Annotated in this window: 23 protein-coding genes and 1 other annotated feature; of the genes, 21 read left to right on the forward strand and 2 right to left on the reverse strand. The window is 38.2% G+C overall.

The genetic code is table 11. The annotated features are described in order from the left end of the window. Positions 1 to 107 precede the first annotated feature (107 nt). The 21 genes from A6B45_RS02160 (at position 108) to A6B45_RS02260 (ending at position 24,658) form a co-directional block, all read left to right on the forward strand. Positions 108 to 1,163, forward strand: a complete 1,056-nt coding sequence (locus A6B45_RS02160) for a BMP family lipoprotein (RefSeq protein ID WP_072613132.1) — start codon at positions 108 to 110, stop codon at positions 1,161 to 1,163. A gap of 171 nt (positions 1,164 to 1,334) precedes the next feature. Beyond that, positions 1,335 to 2,777 (forward strand): ABC transporter substrate-binding protein/permease, encoded by a 1,443-nt coding sequence (locus A6B45_RS02165; RefSeq protein WP_072613133.1) that lies wholly within the window; start codon positions 1,335 to 1,337, stop codon positions 2,775 to 2,777. Then, positions 2,774 to 3,526 carry an amino acid ABC transporter ATP-binding protein gene (locus A6B45_RS02170; RefSeq protein WP_072613134.1) on the forward strand — a complete coding sequence of 251 codons (753 nt, stop codon included), beginning with the start codon at positions 2,774 to 2,776 and terminating at the stop codon, positions 3,524 to 3,526. The genes A6B45_RS02165 and A6B45_RS02170 overlap by 4 nt, the downstream gene beginning before the upstream one ends. A 66-nt stretch (positions 3,527 to 3,592) precedes the next feature. Continuing rightward, entirely contained in the window at positions 3,593 to 5,038 is a 1,446-nt protein-coding gene (locus A6B45_RS02175; protein ID WP_072613135.1) for an ABC transporter substrate-binding protein/permease, read from the forward strand. Between the two features lie 42 nt (positions 5,039 to 5,080). Further along, positions 5,081 to 6,082, forward strand: a complete 1,002-nt coding sequence (locus A6B45_RS02180) for a competence protein CoiA (protein ID WP_072613136.1) — start codon at positions 5,081 to 5,083, stop codon at positions 6,080 to 6,082. Between the two features lie 78 nt (positions 6,083 to 6,160). After that, a complete protein-coding gene (gene pepF / locus A6B45_RS02185) occupies positions 6,161 to 7,954 on the forward strand; it encodes an oligoendopeptidase F (protein ID WP_072613137.1) in 1,794 nt (597 codons plus the stop codon). Between the two features lie 110 nt (positions 7,955 to 8,064). Continuing rightward, positions 8,065 to 8,454: a cytidine deaminase gene (locus A6B45_RS02190; protein ID WP_081371156.1), complete on the forward strand. Its 390-nt coding sequence runs from the start codon at positions 8,065 to 8,067 to the stop codon at positions 8,452 to 8,454. Positions 8,455 to 8,470: 16 nt separating this feature from the next. Then, the gene (locus tag A6B45_RS02195; protein ID WP_072613139.1) at positions 8,471 to 8,911 is read left to right on the forward strand and encodes a nucleoside 2-deoxyribosyltransferase; all 441 of its coding nucleotides are present in this window, start codon (positions 8,471 to 8,473) and stop codon (positions 8,909 to 8,911) included. After that, positions 8,911 to 9,840: a phosphoglycerate dehydrogenase gene (locus tag A6B45_RS02200; RefSeq protein WP_072613140.1), complete on the forward strand. Its 930-nt coding sequence runs from the start codon at positions 8,911 to 8,913 to the stop codon at positions 9,838 to 9,840. Before A6B45_RS02195 ends, A6B45_RS02200 begins: the two co-directional genes overlap by 1 nt. A gap of 19 nt (positions 9,841 to 9,859) precedes the next feature. Beyond that, the gene (locus A6B45_RS02205) at positions 9,860 to 10,228 is read left to right on the forward strand and encodes a winged helix-turn-helix transcriptional regulator (protein ID WP_072613141.1); all 369 of its coding nucleotides are present in this window, start codon (positions 9,860 to 9,862) and stop codon (positions 10,226 to 10,228) included. A 10-nt stretch (positions 10,229 to 10,238) separates the two neighbouring features. After that, positions 10,239 to 10,432: a binding site (T-box leader), on the forward strand. 99 nt (positions 10,433 to 10,531) lie between these two features. Further along, a complete protein-coding gene (gene pheS / locus A6B45_RS02210; RefSeq protein ID WP_072613142.1) occupies positions 10,532 to 11,581 on the forward strand; it encodes a phenylalanine--tRNA ligase subunit alpha in 1,050 nt (349 codons plus the stop codon). Positions 11,582 to 11,583: 2 nt separating this feature from the next. Next, positions 11,584 to 14,040, forward strand: a complete 2,457-nt coding sequence (gene pheT / locus A6B45_RS02215; RefSeq protein WP_072613143.1) for a phenylalanine--tRNA ligase subunit beta — start codon at positions 11,584 to 11,586, stop codon at positions 14,038 to 14,040. Positions 14,041 to 14,120: 80 nt separating this feature from the next. Further along, positions 14,121 to 15,407 (forward strand): UDP-N-acetylglucosamine 1-carboxyvinyltransferase, encoded by a 1,287-nt coding sequence (locus A6B45_RS02220; protein ID WP_011679296.1) that lies wholly within the window; start codon positions 14,121 to 14,123, stop codon positions 15,405 to 15,407. A 92-nt stretch (positions 15,408 to 15,499) separates the two neighbouring features. Further along, positions 15,500 to 15,766 carry a type B 50S ribosomal protein L31 gene (locus A6B45_RS02225; protein ID WP_072613144.1) on the forward strand — a complete coding sequence of 89 codons (267 nt, stop codon included), beginning with the start codon at positions 15,500 to 15,502 and terminating at the stop codon, positions 15,764 to 15,766. A 39-nt stretch (positions 15,767 to 15,805) separates the two neighbouring features. Beyond that, positions 15,806 to 17,197 (forward strand): 23S rRNA (uracil(1939)-C(5))-methyltransferase RlmD, encoded by a 1,392-nt coding sequence (rlmD, locus tag A6B45_RS02230; RefSeq protein WP_072613145.1) that lies wholly within the window; start codon positions 15,806 to 15,808, stop codon positions 17,195 to 17,197. A 1-nt stretch (position 17,198) separates the two neighbouring features. Continuing rightward, positions 17,199 to 18,527 carry a UDP-N-acetylmuramoyl-tripeptide--D-alanyl-D-alanine ligase gene (locus tag A6B45_RS02235; RefSeq protein WP_072613146.1) on the forward strand — a complete coding sequence of 443 codons (1,329 nt, stop codon included), beginning with the start codon at positions 17,199 to 17,201 and terminating at the stop codon, positions 18,525 to 18,527. Positions 18,528 to 18,550: 23 nt separating this feature from the next. Then, a complete protein-coding gene (locus A6B45_RS02240) occupies positions 18,551 to 19,693 on the forward strand; it encodes a serine hydrolase domain-containing protein (protein WP_072613147.1) in 1,143 nt (380 codons plus the stop codon). Between the two features lie 34 nt (positions 19,694 to 19,727). After that, positions 19,728 to 21,311, forward strand: coding sequence for a DEAD/DEAH box helicase (locus A6B45_RS02245; protein ID WP_072613148.1), 1,584 nt, complete (start codon positions 19,728 to 19,730; stop codon positions 21,309 to 21,311). 143 nt (positions 21,312 to 21,454) lie between these two features. After that, positions 21,455 to 22,636, forward strand: a complete 1,182-nt coding sequence (locus A6B45_RS02250; RefSeq protein WP_072613149.1) for a bifunctional folylpolyglutamate synthase/dihydrofolate synthase — start codon at positions 21,455 to 21,457, stop codon at positions 22,634 to 22,636. Next, positions 22,626 to 24,014: an MFS transporter gene (locus A6B45_RS02255; protein ID WP_072613150.1), complete on the forward strand. Its 1,389-nt coding sequence runs from the start codon at positions 22,626 to 22,628 to the stop codon at positions 24,012 to 24,014. The genes A6B45_RS02250 and A6B45_RS02255 overlap by 11 nt, the downstream gene beginning before the upstream one ends. 35 nt (positions 24,015 to 24,049) lie before the next feature. Beyond that, positions 24,050 to 24,658 (forward strand): JAB domain-containing protein, encoded by a 609-nt coding sequence (locus A6B45_RS02260; protein WP_072613151.1) that lies wholly within the window; start codon positions 24,050 to 24,052, stop codon positions 24,656 to 24,658. Positions 24,659 to 24,679: 21 nt separating this feature from the next. Here A6B45_RS02260 and A6B45_RS02265 read toward each other — a convergent pair whose 3' ends face one another. Next, complete coding sequence (locus tag A6B45_RS02265) at positions 24,680 to 25,648, reverse strand: thymidylate synthase (RefSeq protein ID WP_072613152.1); 969 nt, start codon at positions 25,646 to 25,648, stop codon at positions 24,680 to 24,682. A gap of 200 nt (positions 25,649 to 25,848) precedes the next feature. Then, positions 25,849 to 26,325, reverse strand: coding sequence for a deoxycytidylate deaminase (locus tag A6B45_RS02270; RefSeq protein WP_072613153.1), 477 nt, complete (start codon positions 26,323 to 26,325; stop codon positions 25,849 to 25,851). Positions 26,326 to 26,338: the final 13 nt, after the last annotated feature.

Genomic DNA, 26,338 nt, shown 5'->3' on the forward strand with positions numbered 1-26,338 from the left:
CAAGACATTGAATATTCGGATATAAAACAGACTTTTAATCAAATTCTAAGAAAAAAGCTGCTTAAAAAACGGATAATAAGAGCATAAAGAATATTTGGAGAAAAGATATGCAACGTTCAGCAAAAATTGGTATTGGTGTAGCAGCAGTAGTCGTTATTGGTGGTGGTATTTATGCCACAACGCAAAAGTCTTCTACTAAAAGTACAGGATACGCTGTAGCTTTGGTTACTGATGGCGGTGGTATTGACGACCGATCATTTAACCAATCAGCATGGGAGGGATTGAAAGCCTATGGAAAGGCTAACAACCTCGAACAAGGGAAAGGTGGCTATAACTATTTCTTAAGTTCAGATACTTCGGATATAAAAACTAATTTGCAAACTGCTGTTAAGGGTGGTTATAAATTAGTATATGGTGTGGGATTCGCAGCCGCCCCTGCCATTACTAGTGTTTCCAAGGCTAATTCTAAGACTAATTTTGCGATTATTGATTCAGTCGTAAACAACAAAAACGTAGCCTCATTGCTCTTCAAGTCAGAACAATCATCTTATTTGGCGGGTGTCGCTGCGGCAAAGCAAACTAAGTCAAAGACCGTTGGTTTCGTCGGTGGTATTCACAGTGACACAATCGACACTTTTGAAGCTGGCTTTAAAGCGGGTGTAAAAGACACAGACAGCAGCATCAAGGTCATTACGCAATATACAGATTCATTTACAGATGCGGCCAAAGGAAAGACAATTGCGGCTTCAATGGTTGCGAATGGTGCTGACGTAATTTTCCAAGCTGCCGGTGGTGCAGGTAATGGTGTGTTTGCCGAAGCAAAGGCAGAAAACCAAAAGTTAGCTGCAAATGCAGATAAAAAAGTTTGGGTCATCGGTGTCGATCGTGACCAAAAAACTGATGGTAACTATAAAGACAAAGACGGTAAAACTTCTAACTTTACTTTAGTATCTGCAGTTAAGCGCGTTGACAGTGCGGTTGAAGATGTTGCAAACAAGGCGAAAAACGATAAGTTCCCTGGCGGAAAGACCATTACATATGGACTGAAGCAAAAAGGGGTAAGCTTATCAAAGGATTCAGCTTCAGATGATGTTTGGTCAGCAGTTCAGACGGCACAAAAGAAGATTATTAGTGGGAAAATCACTGTGCCAGTGCATCCTTAAAAACGAACAACTAAGTAAAAAAATTATCGAGTGATAAGTCGATAATTTTTTTTATGTAATATTGAACTCAAAAATAAAGTGGCCAGTTTCTGCTATAATTTATATGCTTTTAGATTAAAATCTAACATTATCTGGTCTAACCAATCGATTTTTTGTTATACTAAATATACTATGAAAAAAATATGGATAATTCTCACAACGCTTGCAGTTAGTTTCATTGCAATGGCGTCTGTAACGACAGTCAGCGCAGCAAAGCCAAACTACATCATCACAACGGATGCAACATATCCGCCGTTTGATTTTCAAGATAGCAATAATCAATATACAGGTATTGATCAAGAAATCTTGAAAACTATCGCAAAACGTGAAGGATTCACGTACACATTAAAGCCTATGAGCTTCAATGCGGCAACACAATCTGTCACATCAGGTCAAGCTGATGGGATCATCGCTGGTATGTCAATTACTGACGAACGAAAAGAAGTGTTTGACTTTGGAACACCTTATTATAAATCTGGTATTGCATGGGCAGTAAAAAAAGGATCTAATATCAAATCGTTAAGCGATTTAAAAGGAAAAACCGTTGCCTTAAAGACGGGAACTGCGGGTGCTGATTACGCACTTTCAATTCAAAAGCAGTATGGCTTCAAGGTTACCTATTTTAATGATTCAGATACGCTATACAATGATGTTGTGAATGATAATGCACAGGCAACATTTGGTGATTTACCAGTGTTGCAATACAGTATTAAAAATGGCACAAAGTTGAAAGTTATGAACGCGAATTCACCATATGAATCAGGATGGTATGGATTCGCCGTTAAAAAGGGTCAAAACAAACAACTTTTAGCTTCCTTTAACAAGGGATATGCATCAATTAAAAAAGACGGTACATATGACAAAATTATCAAAAAATATCTTGGTGCACCAGCATCGGATTTCACTGGTAAAAAGTCGGATAACAACTCAGTATTGGGTATTTTAAAAGCTAACAATGGGGCGTTCATGCGTGGCTTGTGGCAAACATTGTTGTTAACGATTCTGGGTATTATCTTAGCCTCAATTTGGGGTGTAATTCTAGGTGTCATGGGTGTTAGTCAAAACAGTGCACTTCGTGGCTTGTCAACAACACTGATTTATATTTTCCGTGGGTTGCCATTGATGGTATTAGCATTTTTCATTTATATTGGTTTGCCAGGAGTTATTGGAACAAAGATACCCGCCTTTACAGCAGGACTAATTACCTTAATCTTAAATGAAGGTGCTTATACAGGGGCCTTTGTGCGTGGTGGCTTTGAAGCCGTTGATAAAGGTCAGATGGAAGCAGCACGAAGCTTGGGATTCACTTATAATCGTTCGATGCGTAAGGTCATCATGCCACAAGGATTGAAGATTATGGTGCCAAGTTTCATTAACCAATTTATCATCACGTTGAAGGATACTTCAATCTTGTCAGCTATCGGTATTTTAGAGTTAACACAAACTGGAACCTTAATCGTGTCACGTAATTCACAAGGTTTCCGTGTGTGGGCTATTGTGGCTGTGATATACTTAGTCGTTATTACATTACTCACGTGGTTGAGTAATTGGGTAGAAAAGAGGACACGTGCATGAGTGAAGCACAAACTAAAGTTAAAGTACATGTCGATAAAGTTAATAAATCATACGGTTCGAACCATGTTTTGCGTGATATTTCCTTAGATATCAATGAAAATGAAGTTGTTGTAATGATTGGGCCATCTGGTTCAGGTAAGTCAACATTCTTACGTATGTTGAATCAGTTAGAAACGCCCGACAATGGTACAATCGTTGTTGATGGTTACGATCTTTCTGATAAGGGCACGGACATCAATAAAGTTCGTGAAAATATCGGTATGGTTTTCCAAGGCTTCAATTTATTTAATAACTATACTGTTTTAGAAAATATCATGTTGGCGCCTGTCGAACTTGGTAAGATGGATAAAGAAAAGGCCGAGAAAAAGGCTCGTGAATTACTGGAAACGGTTGGTTTAGCTGAAAAAGCAGATGTGTCAGTGAATTCATTATCTGGTGGACAAAAGCAACGTATTGCTATTGCACGTGCCTTAGCCATGGAGCCAGATATTATGCTTTTCGATGAACCAACATCCGCTTTGGATCCAGAAATGGTTGGGGACGTTTTGGATGTTATGAAGAACTTGGCCGAATCAGGTATGACAATGATTATTGTGACACACGAAATGGGATTTGCTAAACAAGTGGCAGATCGGGTTGTGTTCTTTGAATCAGGTAAGATTCAAGAATCTGGTGTACCAGAACAAGTTTTCAATGCACCAAAAAATGAGCGTCTACAAGAATTCTTGAGCAAAGTTATGCATGCATAATAGCATAAACAAACAATAATTAAGTAAGATGGCTTAAAATGCCATCTTTTTTTGAGAGGGAAAAACATGTTCAAAAAACGTTTCATCTTTGCTGTTACACTGGTTGTAGCACTACTATCTTTTTCATTGGCGGCAGATCATATTCATGCCGATAAACCACATTATACAATTTCCACAGATGCCACTTATCCACCATTTGACTTTCAGGATAAGAACAATGATTATATTGGTATTGATCAAGATATTTTGAAAGAAATTGCTAAACGAGAAAATTTTACCTATACACTTAAACCAATGAGCTTTACCTCAGCTGCGCAACTAGTGGCTAATGGTCAAGCGGATGGCATTATTGCCGGTATGGCTATTACAGATGAACGCAAAGAAGTTTATGATAATTCGACGCCGTATTATAAAACTGGTGTTGCTTGGATTGTAAAAAATGGCAGCGAAATTAAGTCTTTGAAAGATTTGAAAGGAAAAACAGTGGCTTTGAAAACGGGCACAGCTGCCTCTGAATATGGTAAGTCACTTCAAAAAAAATACGGTTTTAACATCAAATATTTTAATGATACTGATACGATGTATAATGATGTCGTTGTGGGTAACTCTGCTGCCACTTTTGAGGATATGCCAGTCATTCAATATGCTATAAAAAATGGTGTAAAGCTTAAGGTAATGAATACCAATAATCCAGGTAATGCTGGATCATACGGTTTTTTTGTTAAAAAAGGCGAAAATAAAGAATTGTTGGCATCCTTCAACAGAGGATTTGCATCAATAAAAAAAGACGGCACCTACGACAAAATTATCAAAAAATATCTTGGTGCGACACAGTCAACGTTTACTGGTTCTAAGAAAAACAATAATTCAGTGCTAGGTATTTTAAAAGCCAATGATGGTGCATTTCTAAAAGGATTATGGTTAACAATTGAGCTGACTGTATTGGCAATTATCTTAGCCTCAATTTGGGGTGTAATTCTAGGTGTCATGGGTGTTAGTCAAAACAGTGCACTTCGTGGCTTGTCAACAACACTGATTTATATTTTCCGTGGGTTGCCATTGATGGTATTAGCATTTTTCATTTATATTGGTTTGCCAGGAGTTATTGGGACAAAGATACCCGCCTTTACAGCAGGACTAATTACCTTAATCTTAAATGAAGGTGCTTATACAGGGGCCTTTGTGCGTGGTGGCTTTGAAGCCGTTGATAAAGGTCAGATGGAAGCAGCACGAAGCTTGGGATTCACTTATAATCGCTCGATGCGTAAGGTCATCATGCCACAAGGATTGAAGATTATGGTGCCAAGTTTCATTAACCAATTTATCATCACGTTGAAGGATACCTCAATTTTGTCAGCTATCGGTATTTTAGAGTTAACACAAACTGGAACCTTAATCGTGGCGCGAAATTCACAAGGTTTTCGTGTTTGGGCAATTATCGCTATTATTTATTTGATAATTATTACATTACTCACATGGTTGAGCAACTGGGTTCAAAAGAAAATACAGTGATAAGGACACCTCTAATTCGTATGATGAATTAGAGGTGTTTTTATGATTATTGCATGTGATAGTAACAAGAAATATGTACGGGCCGACGAAGCAAATAAAAGAAATAATTATTTTTGCCCTGGATGCCAGGAAAAAGTTATTTTAAAGAATGGCGAAGTCAAACAAAAACATTTTTCCCATTGTGCCGGTGCGGCATGTGTGACTTTTACTGAAAACGAATCGATACAACATTTGTCTGGAAAGTTGCAACTCGCGTCTAAACTACAGTGTTATGGTGATGTACAAATTGAAGCAGTTTTGCCAGAAATTCAACAGCGACCAGATATACTTCTAATACATAACCATAAAAGAATAGCTATCGAGTATCAATGCAGTCCCATATCGCAAAAAAAACTTGACATGAGAAATAAAGGATATTTAGCTGAAAATATTTATGTTATTTGGATTTTAGGGCAAACTTATTTTAATAGAACAATGACACAAGGAACAATTTTGAAATTCATGGCTGATAATGCATTGATTTTCTATTTGCCCGATAAACAGTATTTTGTGCATCGGCAGCATTTTAGAAAACAAGATTTTTCACGTGTACATTTTGTTGATAAAATAGATACAACATTATTTAATGCGAAAGTTCCAAAACAAAGAACGAGATTAAATGTTACTAAACAAATCTATAAACTGCAAAGCTTAATTTTGCAGCAGCGAGTCGATTCTAAGTTGGTTGATTATCTATACAAAAAGAATCGGTTGCTAATGAATGTGCCCGTATGGGTACATGGTGGAAATACTTTCGGGCTTAAGGTACCTAATTGGTATTGGCGCTTGATTACTATTCTATTTCTAGAAAAAATAGGTCAACAAAATGTTGTGAAAAAGGCAGAACTAACAGGTAAGCTAATCCCCTTTTTGTTAGGTGATAATACATTTAAGCAACAACAAATTGCAGAATTATACCATGATCTCGAAGTACATGATTACATCTTGCAACAAGATAATTACATATTAGTGCGGCATTTGCCACAGTGGAAAAATGCGCGTTAACAAAGTATAGTGAAAATATGATAAAATGATTAGTACTGAATGATAAGGAGTATGCGTTTGATCGCAAATTAAATAATTATGTCTGAAAAACAACTATTACGTAATCAAGTACCAGAAAATCTCACATGGGATCTATCCTCAATTTTTCCGACAGATGAAGCTTGGGAAGCTGCTTTTGATGAAACACGAAAGTCTGCACAAGCATTAAGCAAGTATGCTGGACACGTCGGGGATTCTGCTGATGTTTTGAGAGAAGCATTAGAAGCAGATTTGGCAGTAGAACGTCAATTCGAAAAAGTCTACGTATATGCTCATCAAATTTATGATCAAGATACAACTAACCAAAAGTACAGTGCGTATAATGCTCGTGTTCAAGGATTGTATGCTGAATTAAGTGCGAATACAGCCTTCTTCCAGCCTGAAGTGTTAGCATTGTCAAACGAGAAGTTAGATGCATACTTAGCGACAGATGGTTTGAAAAAATATGCACACTTCTTTGAAGTTTTAAAAGCTCGTAAACCGCATACGCTACCTGCAGAACAGGAAGCCTTACTAGCAGGAGCAAGCGATATTTTTAATGCTTCTGAACAGACGTTTGGTGCATTGGATAATTCAGATATTGTTTTTGGTGATGTCCATACTGAAACAGGTGAAATTGTGCCATTGACAAATGGCCTCTATTCATTGTTGTTGGAGTCTAAAGATCGTTCATTGCGTGAGGAAGCATTCACAACGCTTTATGATAGTTATATTGCTTTGCAAAATACATTTGCCTCAACTTTATCTTCACATGTCAAGGGACATAACTTTTTAGCTAAAACCCGTCACTATGATTCAGCTCGTCAAGCTGCCGTAACAGCCAATGATATTCCTGAGTCAGTTTTTGAAACATTAACCAAAACTGTTGATGCCAATCTGCCATTACTACACCGTTTTGTATCATTACGTAAAAAAATTCTTAATGTTGACGATGTACATTCTTACGATTTATATGTACCACTTGTTGACGAAATTAATTTTGAAGTAACATATGAAAAGGCAAAAGACATTGTTTTGGCGGCTTTGGCACCGTTAGGGGATGATTACATTGCTATTGTTCAAAAGGCTTTTGATGAACGATGGATTGATGTGGTTGAAAATAAAGGGAAACGTACTGGCGCTTATTCAAGTGGTTCTTATGACACAAAACCATTCATTTTGCTCAATTGGCAGAATAATTTGAATAACGTTTATACGTTGGCTCATGAGATGGGACATTCGGTTCATTCATACTTTACACGTCATAATCAAGAGTATCATTATGGTGATTACCCAATATTCTTAGCCGAAATTGCTTCAACTACTAATGAGGGATTATTAACGGATTATTTGCTAAAGACAAATGATGATCCCAAGTTTCAGGCTTACGTATTGAACCAGTATCTAGATGGATTCAAAGGAACAGTTTTCCGCCAAACTCAATTTGCTGAGTTTGAGCAATGGATTCATGAACAAAGTGCGGCTGGAGTGGCTTTGACAGCTGACGAAATGAGTACATTCTATGGATCATTGAATCAAAAGTTTTATGGATCGGACTTATTTCCAGATGAAGCTATCGCTTATGAATGGGCACGTATTCCACATTTTTATTACAATTTCTATGTCTATCAATATTCTACTGGCGAAGCTGCTGCCACAACTTTGGCAGAACGCATACTAACACAAAATGGTGCTGAGGATTATAAGAACTATCTGAAAGCAGGTAATTCAGATTATGCTTTGAATGTGATAAAAAAAGCTGGCGTTAACATGAGTCAACCGGACTATTTAAATGAAGCTTTCAAAGTGTTTGAAGAGCGATTAAATGAGTTTGAAAAAATCATGTTAAAGTAAAATATTTGTCTATCTGTTAAATAGTAACTGCTAAACATGTATATAAAAAGCAAAACTAATCAGTCCCTGCGGCTGATTTTTTGCTAAAATAATATTAGGAGAAAATGATCATGGCCCCACGAAAACTTGTTGACGTTGCAAATCAAGCACTTAACGATACATATACCCCTTACTCTCATTTTCCTGTAGGTGCTGCGTTACTTGGCGTAAACGGTGAAATTTTCAAGGGCGTTAATATTGAAAATGTATCATTTGGTCTAACCAATTGCGCCGAGAGAACTGCAATTTTTACAGCAATAGCAGCAGGGCAACGCCATTTTCATGGGTTAGTTATTTCAGGTCGTACAGATGAACCTATAGCTCCATGTGGCGCTTGTCGGCAGGTGATGGTGGAATTTTTTGATCCTGAAATGCCAATTTGGTTGATTAACGAGCAAGGTAAAGAAATTGAAACAAATATTGCAGAACTAATGCCGGGATCCTTTAATTCATTACAATAAAGAAAGAAGAATAATAATGTCACAAATCTATCTTGCAGGACCTTTTTTTTCAGATGAACAAATCGATCGTGTGAAACGTATTGAAGCTGCTCTTGATTCGAATCCAACTGTTACTGATTATTATTCACCCCGAAAACATCAAAAGACTGAAAACCCTGAATTCACTGCACCATGGGCGGCAGAGGTTTTTCAACGTGATATCAAGAATGTCACAGATGCGAGCATTATTTTGTCGATTATTGATTATCGTGATGATGATGCCGATTCAGGAACAGCCTTTGAGCAGGGCATGGCGTGGGTACAAAAAAAGCCAATTATTGTATTTAATGAATTGAAGTTCCCAGTGAATTTGATGCTATCAGAATCACTGACTGCCTACATCACAAATTCGGACGATATTGCAACGTATGATTTTGATCAAACACCAAAGTTACCATTTACGGGAGAACTATTCTAATGAAAAAAGTATTAGTAGCTAATATGACATCTCAAAAAGCTGTCGACTATCTTGAATCCAAGGGATATCAAGTGATTAAAAATGATCAGGCCTCAGATGATGATTTTCTGGAGCATGCAGATGTTGATGGCATTCTAATTATGATGCATCCTTTTGGTGAAAGTCTGATGTCCAAAATGCCCAATCTCAAGGTTGTTGCACGTCATGGCGTCGGATATGATAATGTTGATTTAGATGCAGCCAGTGCACATGATATTGTTGTGACCAACACGCCTGGAGCGAATGCGACCGCGGTCGCTGAAACGGCTATGATGCATATGTTGATGGCTGGACGAATGTTTTATCAGCGTCGTCAAGCTATTACTGATAATGCGAACAAGCGTTACCTAGCCGCGCATCACGGTCAGGAGTTAACTGGGAAAACAGTTGGCCTTATTGGCTATGGGCACATCGGCCAAGAAATTAATCGGATGTTGACAGGATTTAATGTAAAAGTATTGGCTTATGCACGACATCAACATGAGGTAACTAATGGTCATATGGCAACGCTAGATGAAATCTATGAACAAGCGGATTTTGTAGTGACAGCGCTGCCAGCAACTCCTGAAACAAAGCATATGATTAATGCGAGTGTTTTTAGAAAAATGAAAAAGAGTGCCGTATTAGTTAATATTGGACGTGGAGCGCTTGTTGATGAGGAAGCATTGGTTGAGGCATTAACTAATGAAGAAATTGCTGGCGCTGGGGTAGATGTAGTTGAAAAAGAACCAATTACAGCGGAAAATCCATTGTTACACTTGCCTAACGCATTTGTTACACCACATGTCGCTATGATTTCCAAGGAGGCCATGGATAATGTAGCTTTGAAAGCGGCAGAGGATATCGTTCGTGTCTTGGAAGGTGAACGAGCTGTATTTCAAGTGAATTAACTAAAAACAGGGGGTTATGATGGTTAAAAAAACAAAAAATACTGAAAATACTTTGTGCAAGAACTTTACGTGTACTTTCGAACTTTTGGGGCGTAAATGGAACGGACTAATTATTGAAACATTGCTGATTAGTGGTGCAAAAAGGTTTTTAGAAATATCACGTGCTGTTTCAGGATGTTCGGATCGGGTGTTGGTTGAGCGCTTAAAAGAGTTAGAAGCTGCAAACATAGTAATTCGTCAAACTTATGAAGATTCTAATTTAATTGAGTATAAATTAACTGAGGCGGGAGAAGCTATGCGACCTATGATGAAAGCAATTCATGAATGGTCAGATCAATTCAATAACGTTGCTAACCTGGAAGAACCTGACAGTGCAACAAAATTTTGATATACTAAAGAAGCATACGATGAATGACCCAGTAATTGTATTGATGCCCTCAGCGAACGGTGATTAGTGAAAGGCCGTGGCTAAAATACGATGAAATTCAGTCAGGAGTATTGGTTTAATCGCCAACGGTTGTCTCCGTTATGGACACCAAAGCTGGATTTATCCAGGAATTTGGGTGGTACCACGGTATTTAACGTCCCATGTAGTTCTTTTTTGGAAGAATTACATGGGGCTTTTAATTTGTAAAGTATAGGTGGCTGGTAAAGATAAAAGTTAATGGTCACAATAGTGAAAGGAAAAAATATGGGCTTAATTGAAGATCTTACGGCTTTAAAAAATTCAGCAGTAGAACGAATTAATGATAAAAATGCTGATATTGAGCAATTACGTGTGAAGTTATTAGGGAAAAAGGGTGAGTTAACAGGTTTGCTGAAGGGGATGAAGGACGTCGCCGCAGAAAATCGCAAAATGGTTGGTGAAGTCGGTAATGATGTTCGTCAAATTATCACAGAGTTGTTGAAACAAAAAAAACAAGCGCAAGAAGAATATGCTTTAAATCAACAATTATTGGCAGAAAAAATTGATGTTACTCTGCCGGGTAGCGCACATCAGGTAGGACAACCACACGTTTTACAACAAATTATTGACGAAATTGAACAACATTTCTTGGGCCTTGGGTTTGAAATAATCGATGATACAGTTGATTCACCAGAAGTTGAAACTGACGAATATAACTTTGAACGTGAAAATTTGCCTAAGGATCATCCTGCTCGGGATATGCAAGATACATTTTACATTACGCCAGAGATTTTATTGCGTACGCAAACATCTCCGGTTCAATCTCGATCGCTTGAAAAACATGATTTTTCAAAGGGACCACTGAAAATGATTGCTCCTGGAAAAGTCTATCGTCGTGACACGGATGATGCCACTCACTCCCATCAGTTCCATCAAGTTGAGGGTATGGTTGTTGGTGAAAATATCACAATGGCTGACTTAAAAGGTACATTGCTTTCTATTATGCAAGAATTATTTGGTGAAAAACATCAAATTCGCATGCGACCTTCTTATTTTCCTTTCACTGAGCCATCTGTGGAGGTAGATGTTTCTTGGAATGAAGTTACACCAGATATGAATCCAGAAGACATTGAGTGGATTGAAGTTCTTGGCGCTGGAATGACACACCCGAATGTGTTAAAAATGGATGGTATTGATCCTGAAAAGTATTCAGCTTTCGCCTTTGGTTTAGGACCAGATCGATTTGCTATGTTGAAATATGGCGTAGATGACATACGTCAATTTTACCTGAATGATGTGCGTTTCTTGTCACAATTCAATCGAAAGGGGAACTGATTATGAAGACAAGCTTAACATGGTTAAATGAATACTTGGATAATGCAATTGACTTGCACCCAAAAGCAGTGAGTGATTTAGCGGAAAAAGTAGAGCGTACAAGTGTAGAAGTCGACAGTAATACAACGATTGCTTCAGGGCAAAACGGTCTTGTAGTAGCTAAAATATTGTCAGTAATCCCACATCCAGATTCTGACCACATGGTCATTACTCAGGTTGATGCTGGTGAACCAGAACCGATACAAATTGTCACGGGAGCGCCTAACGTAGCTGAAGGGCAAATGGTTATTTTAGCTAAAGTTGGTGCGCATATTATTAACCGTGAAAATGGTGAGCTAATTGAACTAAATGCAGTTAAATTGCGTGGAGAATTATCTTATGGCATGTTAGTTGCGCTGCAGGAAATTGGATTTAGTGACAAAATTGCCCCCAAAGCGTTTGAAGCAGGAATTTATGTTTTTAATGAAACTGATGATGTCAAACCTGGAGATGATGCGCTTGTAGCTTTGGGAATGAATGAGCCGGTGTTAGATACTGATTTAACGCCTAATCGAGCAGACATGCTATCAATGATCGGTACAGCCTATGAATTTGGGGCGATGTTAAATAAACCGGTTACTCTACCATCATTTGAATTGGTGGAGTACGAAAAAACAGCAGATAGTCAAGTTGCTGTTCAGATTGATGATCAAGAACTAGTTTCAAAGTATGCATTGCGCGTTGTGAACAATGTCACCATAAAAGATTCTCCTTTGTGGTTACAAAAACGTCTGTGGAATGCAGGTATGCGTCCAATCAACAATATCGTTGATATCACTAATTATATGATGTTAACCTATGGGCAACCGCTACATGCATTTGATTTGGATAAGTTAAATGGTTCAGATATTTATGTACGCCGTGCGAAAGATGGCGAAAAGTTGATAACCCTCGATGGTGAAGAGCGATCATTGCGATCTGGTGAAGACATTGTCATTGCTGATGAATCAGAAGGATTAATGTTAGCTGGTGTTATGGGTGGCTTGGGTTCTGAAATTGATAATAATACGAAAAATATTGTGATTGAAAGTGCCATCTTTAACCCAAGTTTGGTTCGAGCAACTGCAAGACGACATAATTTACATTCTGAGGCTTCATCACGCTTTGAGCGTGGATTAAATTGGGATGAAACACTTAATGTCTTGGATCATGCGGCTAGTTTAGTGGATGAATTAGCCGACGGTCAAGTAGCACGTGGCCAAATTGTTGCTGCTGATGATGTTCGTAAAGATATCCGATTGTCATTATCGACGCAACGGGTAAATGATATTTTGGGTACATCATTAGAAACAGATGAAATTGCTAACATTTTTGATGAGCTGAACTTTGTTTATGAAAAAGATGGTGAAAAAATAGTTGTTGATGTGCCAGCACGTCGTGCTGATATTTCTATTGAGGCCGATTTAATTGAAGAAGTAGCACGTTTGTATGGCTATGACAACTTGCCAGTTACATTGCCTTACGGCCCCACAACGCCTGGTAAATTGTCTAGACAGCAACGTCAAATTCGTGCTAGCCGGCATATTATGGAGAGTTTAGGATTAAATCAAGCAATTTCATATGTATTAACAACGAGTGAAAAGTCCCAGTTATTTGCTGAGGATAAAGCAGATGGTGTCGTAACATTAAACTATCCTATGAGCTCTGACCGTACAACGGCTCGTCAAAATTTGTTAGCAGGATTATTAGATGATGTCAGTTATAATGTGAGCCATTTTGTACCTAACGTCGCGCTATATGAACAAGGTCGAGTGTTTATTGCAAATGAACCTAATGAGCAACCAAAAGAAATTGAGCATATAGCGGGAGTAGTAACTGGTAACTTACAAAAATCGTCATGGCAAAAATCTAAGCAAGAAAAAGCCGTTGATTTTTATGATATCAAGGGAATTGTAGAAAGTTATTTAGATCAGATTGGTGTCGATAACGTCCGTTATGTTGCGACAGAACGCCATGAAAATATGCATCCTGGTCAAACGGCTGATATTTATATTGGAGAACAATATGCCGGCTTTGTTGGTCAAATCCACCCCAAGGTTACAAAAAAGCAAAAGTTAGCGCCAGTATTTGGCTTTGAACTTAATTTATTTACCGTATTTGATCATGTGATAGATGGCATTCATTTTAATCCTATTTCACGTTTTCCACAGATTAGTCGAGATGCCGCATTACTAGTTGATCAGGCGATAACAAATAGTGAAATTAGTGCAACAATTTTAGAAACAGCAGGGAAGCACTTAGTTGATGTGACTTTGTTTGATGTTTATACAGGTGAAAATTTGCCAGAAGGCAAAAAATCACTTGCTTACACATTAACTTATCAAGACAGTGATGGCACGTTGATAGAAACTGATGTGAACTCTGATTTTGAATATATTATGAGTGAATTACAATCTAAATTTAATGTAGAAATACGTTAATTATTTTTCTAATGTTATTTGAGTTGTCATTGTAAATACGATATAATGGGTTGCAGACTATAAAGTTATAGGATAATTTCATGGCAAAAATAATCGTACACGGCGGTAAACGCATACGTGGAGAAGTCACAATTGGTGGCGCTAAAAATTCAACAGTAGCATTAATCCCGGCGGCCATTTTAGCTGATACGCCGGTGAAATTTGATACGGTACCACAAATTCTAGATGTTAAAAACCTGCAATTGATTTTGCAAGCAATGAATGTGACGTCTAAGTTTGAAAATGGGGTGTTGGATATTGATCCAACACGCATTGAAGAAAGTGATTTGCCTAGTGGCGCTATTAAGTCATTACGCGCTTCATATTATTTTATGGGTGCATTACTTGGCCGGTTTGGCCGTGCAACAGTGACTTTCCCTGGTGGCGATAATTTAGGCAGACGTCCTATTGATCAGCATATTAAGGGATTTGAAGCGCTAGGTGCCGTGGTGACTGAAAGCAATGATATTATTCATATTGATGCAACGGATCATGGTCTAATTGGTGCACGTATCGCTTTAGATACCGTATCTGTTGGTGCCACTATTAATATCGTTTTAGCTGCGGTTCGTGCTAAAGGCCAAACGGTTATTGAGAATGCTGCACGAGAACCTGAAATCATTGATATTGCAACATTTCTGAACAATATGGGTGCTAACATCCGTGGTGCGGGAACTGATACTATTCGTATTGCTGGCGTACCGACTTTAAAGGCACGCAATACGCATACTGTGATTCCTGATCGGATTGAAGCTGGAACATACATGAGTATGGCAGCAGCATACGGGGATGGCGTGACTATAAAAAATGTTATTCCAGAGCACTTAGAATCATATACATCAAAACTAATTGAAATGGGTGTTAACCTTGATATTGGTGAAGATGCAGTTCATGTATACAAATCAGATGCATTAAAACCGGTCGCTATCAAAACGATGCCGTACCCTGGTTTTGCTACTGATTTGCAACAACCTATTACTCCCTTACTGTTAATAGCTCAGGGTGAAAGTACTATTATTGATACCATTTATCCAAAACGAGTGAAGCATATTGCTGAGTTACGTCGTATGGGTGGTGATATTGCTTCAGCTAAGCCGGGCGAAATTAAAATTAATCAGTCACCGCGTTTGGTTGGTACCGATGTTGAGGCGGCAGAAATTCGCGCAGGAGCAGCATTAGTTATTGCAGCAATTATGGCTGATGGTGAGACAATCATTAACAATGCCGATCACATTTTACGTGGATATGATCGTATTCAAGAGAAGTTAACAAGTTTAGGTGCCGATATTAATATTGAAGGCATCGACCTTATCAATCTAATGCCATAATGTATTGCGTTACGAATCAATATTTGGTATACTAGTTTAGTTAATAACTGACTCTGGGTCACGAGACTCAGGGCGCTAAGGAGAAATGAACAATGCAAGCAGAAATCCATCCAGATTATCATCAAGTTGTTTTCATTGATGCATCAACAGGAAAGAAGTTCTTGTCAGCTTCAACTGTAACATCAAATGACACAACTGATTTTGAAGGTAAAGAATATCCAGCAATTCGTATGGATATTACATCTGATTCACATCCATTCTACACAGGTAAGCAAAAGTTTACGCAAGCCGATGGTGCGGTCGACAAGTTCAACAAGAAGTTTGCTGGATTTGGTTTCAAGAACAACGAAGACAAGTAATTGTTCTTTTAGAAGCGTTCACTTTAGTGAACGCTTTTTATGTATGAGGTGAAAATTATCGCACGCACAGTTTTACCAGTAAAATTAAATCAAGAGTTGATCGTTGTAGTCGATGATATTCGGATTGATGGCATGGGTATTGTTTATGTCACAGCAAAGTATCCGTTGTATGTTGCTGATGCATTACCAGGAGAAAAGGTGCATTTACTGGTAACTCAAGTAGACAAATTTTCTGGCTATGCTAAAGTTCTTGATCGGTTGGAAAGTTCAGATAAACGTCAAAATAGTGACCGGCAGTATTTGATTGATGCCGGTACAGCACCATTAGTAAACTTAAAATATGATGCACAACTTGAACTAAAACAAGCCCAAGTGAAGAGGCTGTTTGAAAATCAGCATATTGATGTGTCAGTTGACCGAACGATTGGGATGGATAATCCAACATACTATCGTAATAAGACTATTGTGCCAGTAAAATGGCAGAATGATCATTTGACCAGCGGGTTTTACAAGAGAGGTACTCATGATTTAGTACCCATGGATGATTATTTTGTTAACGATGCAAAAATTGACCAGGCAATTATCGTGGTTCGAAATATTTTGGAGAAGTATGATATCACAGCATTTGATCCTGATTTGGAGCGTGGTGCCATTCGTTATATAATGATACGTCGCGGCTATTATTCTCATGAATTAATGGTCGTATTGGTTTCAAATGAAGAAGTCATTTCGCACGAAACAGAAATTATTACTGATATTCGAAATCAATTGACAGAATTAAAAAGCTTGATTTTAAATTATAGTCCCAAAAAAGACTATGTTTTGTTAAGTCCAAATAATCGAACACTATGGGGCGAGAAAGCAATTTATGATACTTTGCTCGGATATGAGTTCATTATTGGTCCTAATTCGTTTTATCAAGTTAATCCGCAAACCACCGAAGTTCTATATGATTTAGCTGCCCAAAAAGCGGATTTGAAGCCGACAGACACTATTATTGATGCTTATTCAGGTATTGGAACTATTGGAATTAGCGTTGCTAGTCGGGTTAAAAAAGTACTTGGTGTTGAGGTTGTTCCTGGTGCGGTTGCTGATGCACAATTGAATTTACAGGTCAACAATATTTCTAATGCCGAATATATTTTGGCTGATGCACCTGTCCAATTTAAAAAGTGGCAAGAACAAGGTTTGAAGCCAGATGTTGTTTTCGTTGATCCACCGAGACGTGGCTTAACGACTTCCCTCATTAACGCCACAACTGATATGTCACCAGAAAAAATAGTATATATTAGCTGCAATCCAGTAACTTTGAGTCGTGATGCCGTTGAAATTATTGAAAATGGGTATCATATTGATGGTTCAGTCTTACCAGTGGATCAATTTCCACAGACCTCTCACGTCGAAAGTATTACAGTGTTCCGGAAGGATTAAAATGAATTACTCAGTAAAAAAGATAGGTCAGATATTAAATGCGACAACACAGATAGACTCCAAAATAGTTACTGGTGTGTCTTTTGATTCTCGTAAAGTTAAATCTGGAGATTTATTTGTTGCCCTGGTTGCTGAAAATGATGGGCATGATTATGTGCAACAGGCGTTGACGAAAGGGGCCACAGCCGTTTTAGTGGACGATAGGCATCAAATTGACTCAAAAATACCAGCTATCATTGTATCAGACACATTGTTAGCTCTTCAGCAATTGGGAGAATATCGGCGTCACCAAATTAATCCTAAAGTTGTTGCTATTACTGGTTCAAATGGTAAAACAACAACTAAAGACATGACTTCGGCAATCATGGGTTCTCAATACAAAACCTTCAAAACACCTGAAAACTTTAACAATGAAATTGGTGTACCTTTGACGTTGCTCACCATGCCAGATGATACAGAGGTTTTGGTAGTAGAATTAGGTATGGATCGACCTGGTCAGCTGACGACATTATCTGAGTTAGTGAAACCAGACATTGCCATCATTACTATGATTGGAGAGGCGCATATTGAGTTTTTCAAAACACGTGAAAAAATCGCTAGGGCAAAACTCGAAATTACTAAAGGCCTCAAATCACAAGGAACATTATTGATTCCTTATGATGAACCTCTTCTGACAAATGCACAAGTTAAACAACATGTGCAAACCTTTGGACAAGATATTACAGATATTAATTCGTCATCGTCCAAGACGATTTTTACTTATCAAAATACTCGATTTGCTATTCCACTGTTAGGTCGGTATAATATAATGAATGCGCTCGCAGCGATTTCAGCGGGTATCTTATTACATATTGAATTAAAAAACGCTGCGGAAGCGCTTCAGCATTTTGATTTGACAAAAAATCGCACAGAACAGCTCACCACATCTCACGGCGTGAACTTAATTAGTGATGTTTATAACTCAAATCCAACGGCTGTTGCTGCTGTCTTGGCAACATTAAAAATCATACCGGCCACACACAAGTATGTTGTGTTGGGTGATATGTTAGAATTAGGCGAACAGGCTGCAAGCTTGCACGCTTGTCTGGCAGAAACGGTGATAGATGCGAATGTTGATGGCGTTTACTTGGTTGGACCATTGATGAATAAATATCTATATCCAATCTTGCAACGACGCTTTGATTCAGCGCACTTGCACCAATATGAAACAGATCAGTTAGCCGAATTAATCAAAGATTTACAGACGTTAGGTGAAAACGGGGACGTGATTTTGTTAAAAGCAAGTCATGGGATTCATCTTGAGAACGTTGTTAACGCATTGGTAAAATAGTTTTATGTGTTGAGGGGCACAAAATGAAACGCAGTCAGAAGCAACAATTTAAGATCAGAAAATGGTCTGTGTTCTTAATATTAGTTTGTATCACGGGATTATTATTATGGCCGAAACGGTTGAATAACGGTCAATATACGATTAATCCAATCGCTGATAATAAGTATAGTGCTACCAGTATGTCAGCACTAAAAAGCAACATCTCACCACAAAATAAATTTGCTGAGACGTTGGATAAAAAACTTCAGTCAGAAAACTATATAGGTACAGCGCTGATTGTGCACCATAATGAAATTATTTTGCAAAAGGGCTATGGTGAGGCTGATGAAAAAATGCATCGTGATAACGATGCTTCAACACTTTTTCAGCTTGCCTCAATTGAAAAAGCCATGACTGCTGTATTAATAATGCAGCAAATAGAATCTGGTAAACTGTCATTTGATACTAAGTTGAGTGATTATTATCCGAATGTGGTGAATGCTAATAGTATTACGATTAGAGATTTAATCACCATGACTAGTGGTTTAAGTCAACACATTCAACCGACGACATTTGAGTCCGAAAAAGATAACATTGATTTTTCTGCTGCTCATGCTGTTAAAATTGGTGAACCTGGTACTGGGATCGGTTGGTCTTACCAACCGGTTAATTATCGTTTGTTAGCAGGTATTTTGATGAAACTCACTAATAAAACGTTTGCCGTATTGTTGAACCAAGTATTCAATAATACTTATCATTTAAATGTGAGAAATTACCAAGATTTCATCAATTCCAAACATCGTTCTATTGGGTATGATAATAGTTACGATAAAGCTTATAGTGAAGATCAAGTGGCGTACAACCGTGAAACTGGTACCGGAAATGTTGCCATGACAACTGGAGAATTATATCACTTTTATCGATTAATGATTGATAAAGTTATCATTAAACATCCCAGTCAGTTATGGCAAACGCGAGCCGGTGAGACCTATGCTGCGGGAATGTATCACGAGGGAAAATACCTCAATGCTCACGGGGTTTTGCCAGGATTTGAACCCACGGTTGTTATAAGCAATAATGGACAAGATGCGGTAATATTGCTTAGTAATCAATATTATAAGAATCACAGTTTTCAACCATTAGCCAGAGAATTATTTACAAAAATGACTGCCATTCCAACAAAGTAATGGCAAACGCGCACAAAGCGCAAGGAGAAAAATTTTGAAATTTAGTGAATTAGGTTTGTCACAAGACATTTTGGATGCTATTACAACGCATGGATATGTTGAAGCTACACCAATCCAAGAAAAGACAATTCCATTAACATTAGCAGGTCGTGATGTAATTGGACAAGCACAAACAGGAACTGGTAAAACAGCAGCATTTGGTTTGCCAATCTTGGAGCACATTGATTTAAATAATAAAAACATTCAAGCGTTGATTGTATCACCAACGCGTGAATTAGCAATTCAAACAGCTGAAGAATTAAAAAAGCTAGGACGCGACAAGCGAGTTGATGTACAGGTTGTCTTTGGTGGTGCTGATATTCGCCGCCAGATCCAAAATTTGAAGTCACATCCACAAATCCTAGTTGGTACACCCGGTCGTTTACTTGACCACATTAACCGTAAGACTGTAAAAATTGATAATGTTCGTACATTAGTATTGGATGAAGCTGATGAAATGTTAAATATGGGCTTCTTAGACGATATTGAAGCAATTATTTCAAAGACACCAGCAGAGCGTCAAACACTGTTGTTCTCAGCAACAATGCCACCAGCAATTAAGCGTATTGGTGTCAAGTTCATGACGAACCCTGAACATATTCAAATCGAAGCAAAAGAATTAACAACTGATTTGGTTGATCAATACTTTGTTCGTATGCGTGAAAACGAAAAGTTTGATACTATGACGCGTATCTTTGATGTACAGGCACCAAAATTGGCGATTGTCTTCGGTCGTACAAAGCGTCGAGTTGAAGAATTATCCCGAGGATTAGAAGCACGTGGTTATCATGCTGCTGGTTTGCATGGTGATTTAACACAACAAATGCGTTCACGTGTGTTGGCTCAATTTAAGTCACATGAAATTAATATTTTAGTTGCAACAGACGTTGCTGCACGTGGCCTGGATGTTAAGGACGTATCTCACGTTTATAACTTTGATATTCCACAAGATCCAGAATCTTATGTCCACCGTATTGGGCGTACTGGTCGTGCCGGAGCTAAGGGTGTGTCTGTCACATTCGTTGCACCAAACGAAATGGATTACTTACGTGCTGTTGAAGATTTGACTAAGAAGCGTATGACGCCTCTTGAACCAGCATCTCTAAAGGACGCCCGTATTGGAAAGATTAACAATGCTGCTGGTGAAGTTGCTAAGTTAATTGATACAACTGAGGTTTCAGAAATTCAATCTCAGGTAGATGCGTTGACAGCAAAGTATACTGCTGAACAATTGGCCGCGGCTTTATTATCTAGCGTTGCTGATTTAGAAAAGCAAAATACACCAGTCGAGATTACTCGTGAACGTCCATTACCACGTCGCAAGGGTGGTAATGGTGGCTCACGCGGTGGTTCACGCAATGGCGGTGGACGTCGTAATAGTGGTGGTTACCGTGGCAATCGCGAACGTCGTGGTAATGGTGACACCCGCGGTAATGATCGCCGTCGAGGCGGCGGTGGGGTTGCTTCTAGCGAACGCCGTTTTGGAGATTACAAGCGTCGTGACGGTCGCTCAACTGAAAGTCGTCGCAACAGTAGTGGCGGATCACGTCGTGAATTTACTGTACGTGAAAAAGATTAATAAATTAAAATGCTGTTTGAGACATCTTTGTATGATGTCTTATGGAAAATGGTGCTCAGCTATTACTGAGTTGTCATCCACACATTTTGTAACACGATGAAACCGTCCAAACATTTTGGACGGTTTTTAGTTGGAGAAAGTAAATGAAAACAGTTGAAGATGCTATATCTTATATTCATAATCGGCCAAAAGGTGGTCAAAAAGAGTCACTATACCGCATGACTACATTGTTAGCAGCCTTGGGAAATCCACAAAATGATTTACCGTATGCCATACATATCACTGGTACGAATGGTAAGGGCTCAGTATCAACGATGGCTAGTAACATTTTACGTGTGGCAGGTTATGACACTGGTTTGTTTGTTTCACCTTTCATCACTAATTTTCGGGAACGAATGCAAATCAATAATGAGATGATTTCGAAAGATGATTTACTGCATGCTACTAACAAAGTTGCGCAAGTATTAGTAAACGTTGATGCAGAGTTATATCCGGATATTCCTGTTGAATTCGAAGTTTTGACAGCGATTATGTTCACCTATTTTGCTTCAAAAAAATTAGATGCACTAGTGATAGAAGTGGGTATTGGTGGTTTACTTGACTCTACTAATGTGATGCCAAATACAAAGGTAGCTGTCATCACTAGCGTAGGATTAGATCATCAGAAAATGTTAGGTAATACAATTACTGAAATTGCAGCACAGAAAGCCGGTATTATTCATGATGATGTTGCTGTTGTTACCGGTGATTTACCAGATGAAGCACGCTTGGTCATTGAAAAGAAAACCTCACATGTGATAAAAGGTCTACGCCATGAATTTCAATCCGGATTGCCAGGAGAATATCAGATAGAAAATACAGCGACTGCTGTTGCAGCAGTGCGTGCTTTTGCTCAGAATATTTCTGATGATACAATTCAAAAAGGGTTAAAAGAGAGCCACTTTTCGGGACGGTTTGAACTAATTGCACCAAATATTATGGTAGATGGTGCTCATAATGCTCAAGGACTTCGTGCTTTATACAAGTCGTTGTTAGTGGCATATCCAAAGAAAAAAATTACCTTGATTATTGGTAGCTTGATGGATAAAAATGTTACTGCTGAATTCAATGAAATATTGCAAGATGACAGATTTAACATTGTTCTTGTACCATTTACTGGACCTAATGGTCGTCCTAGTTTATCCATTGATCAGACATTAAAAAAGTATCAGGTATCTGCGATGCCACATTGGCAAGAAGCGGTTGAAAAATCAACCGCGGATTTAACGGTATTAACTGGATCATTATATTTTATAAGTGAGGTAAGAGAGCAATATGATAGATGATAAGTTATCCCCACGTTTGGTGCTAAGTGTCTTAGCGATTGGATTGCTGGGATTTACTGATATTATGTTAGAAACTGCCTTGAATGTCAGCTTTCCAATGTTGATGACAGAATTTAAGATAACTTCTAGCACCGTACAATGGTTGACCTCAGGTGTCATCTTGTTGACAAGTATGATAGTTATTTTGTCGCCATGGTTAAAGAAAAACTTCACTAATCGGAGTCAGTTTATTGTTGCCACTGTTATATCGATTGTAGGTGTGCTGATTGATGCTGTGAGCAATACCTTTGTGATTACGTTGTTCGGCCGGTTGTTACAAGGGATTGGTGGTGGAGTTGGCTTACCGTTAATGTATAATGTTATTTTTGAACAAGTTCCTGAAAAAAAGCGTGGCACGATGGTTGGACTTGGCTCATTAATTATTTCGTTTGCCCCAGCAATTGGTCCAGCTTTTGGTGGTTATCTAACTCAAAATTACGGTTGGCATATGGTTTTTTGGGTTGTGCTGCCCGTTCAAATTGGTTCTCTCATACTTGGGTGGGCCACAATCAGGCAAGTTTCAACAATTAAAAAAGAAAAATTAGATATTATTGGCTGGCTGTTGTTAAGTCTGTTTTTTGTCTCTGGTATTTTTGTCATCGAAAGAATCAGCACACATGGATTAGTAAATCCCTTAAGTTTATTGATGACTTTGACGATGTTTGTGGGTATTATTGGTTATATTCTTTATGCAAAAAGAGTTGACAATCCATTGTTAAGACCCGAAATATTTAAGTTTAAGGTTTTTCGTTTTGGTATAGCAGCGGCATTTGTAGCTCAAATAGTCAATCTAACGTTTAACTATGCAATACCTATGGTTTTACAAATTGTTTTACTCAAAAATCCACAAGTTTCCGGTTTGACTTTACTTCCAGGTGCTTTAAGTTATGCTATGATGGCTATAATTTCAGGTCGCCTATATGATCGATATAGTGCACGGCTACCAATTACAATTGGTGTGACATTGATGTTTGTTGGAACGTTACTAATTGCATTTATCCCAATTAATCTCATTAGTTTAACCGGTGGATTCATGGTTATGCAAATAGGGGCTGGTTTTTGGTTTGGTAACAACATGACCTATTCGGTAAGCAGTGTACCGGTTGAATTTCAAAGCTCCGGAAATTCTATTTTTTCAGCAACAACGAACTATTCCGCTGCAGTTGGTATTGCACTTGCTGCTGGCATTATTGCTACATTTCAAAAGCAAGCAATTAACGTACGTGAGTTGGCTTCGTCAACTCACATTGGTGCATTATGGACATTTAGAGTGGACATAGTACTGATTGTTTTAGCGACCATTCTTTCATTAAGTGCTTTAAGTTCTACAAGAAAATAGAGAGAATGACGTATCATATTGTAGAGGTAAACAATATGGTGAAAGAAAAAGTAGAGAAATTTTACAATGTTTTGGGGTATACAGAAGAGAAAGATATTCATACGTTTCAACGTTACTTTCCAAATAACTATAATTTAAATGAATTGACAAATGATATAGTGGAAGATTTTCTGTCTCACAATCCGATTGCTAATGAAGCTTTGCTACTGGGGATTGAAATTGGCAGACATGTTGCGCACCAGCGACGGCCACAGTTACTAAATGCCAAATATTCAGCAGAAATAGGTCGGTTTGCGCAACAACAAATTGGTAATTTGATGCAGGAACAATTAAGTGTTGCTTTGCTTGATACGCAGTTGAATGTGATCGGTTGGGAAGTAGTCTTTGTGGGTACTTTAAGTCAAGTGCAAGCGTCACCACGTGAGATATTTCAACGCGTGTTAAAAGCTAATGCATTTGGATTCATGATTGCACATAACCATCCTAGCGGTAATATTATGCCTTCCAATGCAGATATTACTTTCAGCCAGCGTTTGGCAACAATCGGTCATCAAATGGATTTACGTTTATTTGACTCGTTTGTTGTGACGCAAAATGAGTATTGGAGTATGTCAGAAAATCAACAATTAAAAAAAGTTATCTGATTTTTCAGATAACTTTTTTATTTAGACAGCTACGGGCGCTTTAATGGCTGGTTCACTATCGTAATCTAATATTTTGATATCATCCATCGTATAATCAAACAATGATTTAACTTCCGGGTTTAGCCATAGTTTGGGTAATTTGTGCATAGGTCGTGACAATTGCTCTGTTATTTGATCAACATGATTGTTGTAGATATGTGTGTCACCAATAGTATGGATAAATTCACCAACTTCATAGCCGGTTTGGGCTGCCACCATGTGTAGCAAAAGTGAATAGCTGGCAATGTTGAATGGAACACCAAGGAAAAAGTCACCAGAGCGTTGATACATTTGCAAGCTGAGTTTACCGTCAGCAACATAAAACTGACTAAGTACGTGACAAGAAGGTAGGGGCGCTTGCGGTGTGGTCTCTGCATTCCAAGCTGTTAAAATAAGGCGACGTGAATTCGGTGTTTTCTTAATTTGATCAATAAGTCTGGCTACTTGATCAACGGTTTCATCACCAGCGGTCAGACTATTTGTTTCCCAGCTGCGCCACAATTTTCCATAAACATTTCCAATATAACCAAATTCTTCCTTGAATTCATCATCATTGAGAATGTTGCTAACGAAAATTTCTTTTTGTTCCTTGTATATTTGGGCAAAATCTTCATCAGTTTGTGAACGAAGACCAAAATTAGTCATATCGGGACCGGTATATTTATCAGATTCAATCCATTTTTTAAACGCCCATTCGTCCCAGATATGATTATTGTGTTCAAGCAAGAATCGGATATTATTATCTCCTCTTAAGAACCATAATAGTTCACTTTTAATCAAACCAAAGAAAACCTTTTTGGTAGTTAAAAGGGGAAATCCTTCAGACAGGTTGAACCGCATTTGCGTACCGAACAATGAACGTGTTCCAGTACCAGTGCGGTCTCCTTTATGTGATCCTTCATCAAGAATCTTTTTTGCGAGGTCGAGATATTGTTGTTCATTTTGAGACATATGTCAAAATACGTAATGTGCGTGACTGAATCGTGGGCATACAATGCCTCCAGGCGATTCCTAATCGAACACATTTCCTTTCAAAATTAATCTTTACTTAAAATACTAACGAAAACCCCCTTAAATAGCAAATGATTTAACGGGGGTTTCGATGTGATATCTCTTTCTATTGGATTAAAAAAGTTTAAGGGATATCGTATTCATACAATGAATTGGTTCATATCAATTTGCTTCGCTGTTAATGCTGAAAGTGGAACTTGTTTTAATTCAATTCCTTTTTGTGCTAATAGTTCTTCGGCGAAGGTATTATTTCGGTAATCTCTCATAAAATAAATTTTATTGATACCGGCTTGTAAAAGTAATTTAGTACATTGAACGCAAGGCACGTCTGTTACATAAACTTCCGATCCATCAATTGTTATACCCATTTTTGCAGCTTGCATCAAGGCGTTTTGCTCTGCGTGAACTGCTCGAATACAGTGACCGTCAACCATCAAGTCACCAACTTCTGTACAGTGAGGAGTGCCAGATACAGAGCCATTGTACCCACTGGCAATAATGCGATGGTCACGGACAATAATGGCACCAACATGTAATCGCGTGCAGGTAGATCGTGTGGATAAAATTGCTGCTTGTGCAATGAAATATTGATGCCAACTAATACGCTGATCTGCCATGAATAACTTCCTT

Origin of the sequence: Leuconostoc suionicum (genome assembly GCF_001891125.1) — a bacterium.
Lineage (GTDB): Bacteria > Bacillota > Bacilli > Lactobacillales > Lactobacillaceae > Leuconostoc > Leuconostoc suionicum.

Bases quoted from the DNA above. Each gene is read 5' to 3' on its own strand.
- A6B45_RS02160 (WP_072613132.1), top strand. From the start codon at position 108: ATGCAACGTTCAGCAAAAATTGGTATTGGTGTAGCAGCAGTAGTCGTT.
- A6B45_RS02165 (WP_072613133.1), top strand. From the start codon at position 1,335: ATGAAAAAAATATGGATAATTCTCACAACGCTTGCAGTTAGTTTCATT.
- A6B45_RS02170 (WP_072613134.1), top strand. From the start codon at position 2,774: ATGAGTGAAGCACAAACTAAAGTTAAAGTACATGTCGATAAAGTTAAT.
- A6B45_RS02175 (WP_072613135.1), top strand. From the start codon at position 3,593: ATGTTCAAAAAACGTTTCATCTTTGCTGTTACACTGGTTGTAGCACTA.
- A6B45_RS02180 (WP_072613136.1), top strand. From the start codon at position 5,081: ATGATTATTGCATGTGATAGTAACAAGAAATATGTACGGGCCGACGAA.
- pepF (WP_072613137.1), top strand. From the start codon at position 6,161: ATGTCTGAAAAACAACTATTACGTAATCAAGTACCAGAAAATCTCACA.
- A6B45_RS02190 (WP_081371156.1), top strand. From the start codon at position 8,065: ATGGCCCCACGAAAACTTGTTGACGTTGCAAATCAAGCACTTAACGAT.
- A6B45_RS02195 (WP_072613139.1), top strand. From the start codon at position 8,471: ATGTCACAAATCTATCTTGCAGGACCTTTTTTTTCAGATGAACAAATC.
- A6B45_RS02200 (WP_072613140.1), top strand. From the start codon at position 8,911: ATGAAAAAAGTATTAGTAGCTAATATGACATCTCAAAAAGCTGTCGAC.
- A6B45_RS02205 (WP_072613141.1), top strand. From the start codon at position 9,860: ATGGTTAAAAAAACAAAAAATACTGAAAATACTTTGTGCAAGAACTTT.
- pheS (WP_072613142.1), top strand. From the start codon at position 10,532: ATGGGCTTAATTGAAGATCTTACGGCTTTAAAAAATTCAGCAGTAGAA.
- pheT (WP_072613143.1), top strand. From the start codon at position 11,584: ATGAAGACAAGCTTAACATGGTTAAATGAATACTTGGATAATGCAATT.
- A6B45_RS02220 (WP_011679296.1), top strand. From the start codon at position 14,121: ATGGCAAAAATAATCGTACACGGCGGTAAACGCATACGTGGAGAAGTC.
- A6B45_RS02225 (WP_072613144.1), top strand. From the start codon at position 15,500: ATGCAAGCAGAAATCCATCCAGATTATCATCAAGTTGTTTTCATTGAT.
- rlmD (WP_072613145.1), top strand. From the start codon at position 15,806: ATGTATGAGGTGAAAATTATCGCACGCACAGTTTTACCAGTAAAATTA.
- A6B45_RS02235 (WP_072613146.1), top strand. From the start codon at position 17,199: ATGAATTACTCAGTAAAAAAGATAGGTCAGATATTAAATGCGACAACA.
- A6B45_RS02240 (WP_072613147.1), top strand. From the start codon at position 18,551: ATGAAACGCAGTCAGAAGCAACAATTTAAGATCAGAAAATGGTCTGTG.
- A6B45_RS02250 (WP_072613149.1), top strand. From the start codon at position 21,455: ATGAAAACAGTTGAAGATGCTATATCTTATATTCATAATCGGCCAAAA.
- A6B45_RS02255 (WP_072613150.1), top strand. From the start codon at position 22,626: ATGATAGATGATAAGTTATCCCCACGTTTGGTGCTAAGTGTCTTAGCG.
- A6B45_RS02260 (WP_072613151.1), top strand. From the start codon at position 24,050: ATGGTGAAAGAAAAAGTAGAGAAATTTTACAATGTTTTGGGGTATACA.
- A6B45_RS02265 (WP_072613152.1), bottom strand. From the start codon at position 25,648: ATGTCTCAAAATGAACAACAATATCTCGACCTCGCAAAAAAGATTCTT.
- A6B45_RS02270 (WP_072613153.1), bottom strand. From the start codon at position 26,325: ATGGCAGATCAGCGTATTAGTTGGCATCAATATTTCATTGCACAAGCA.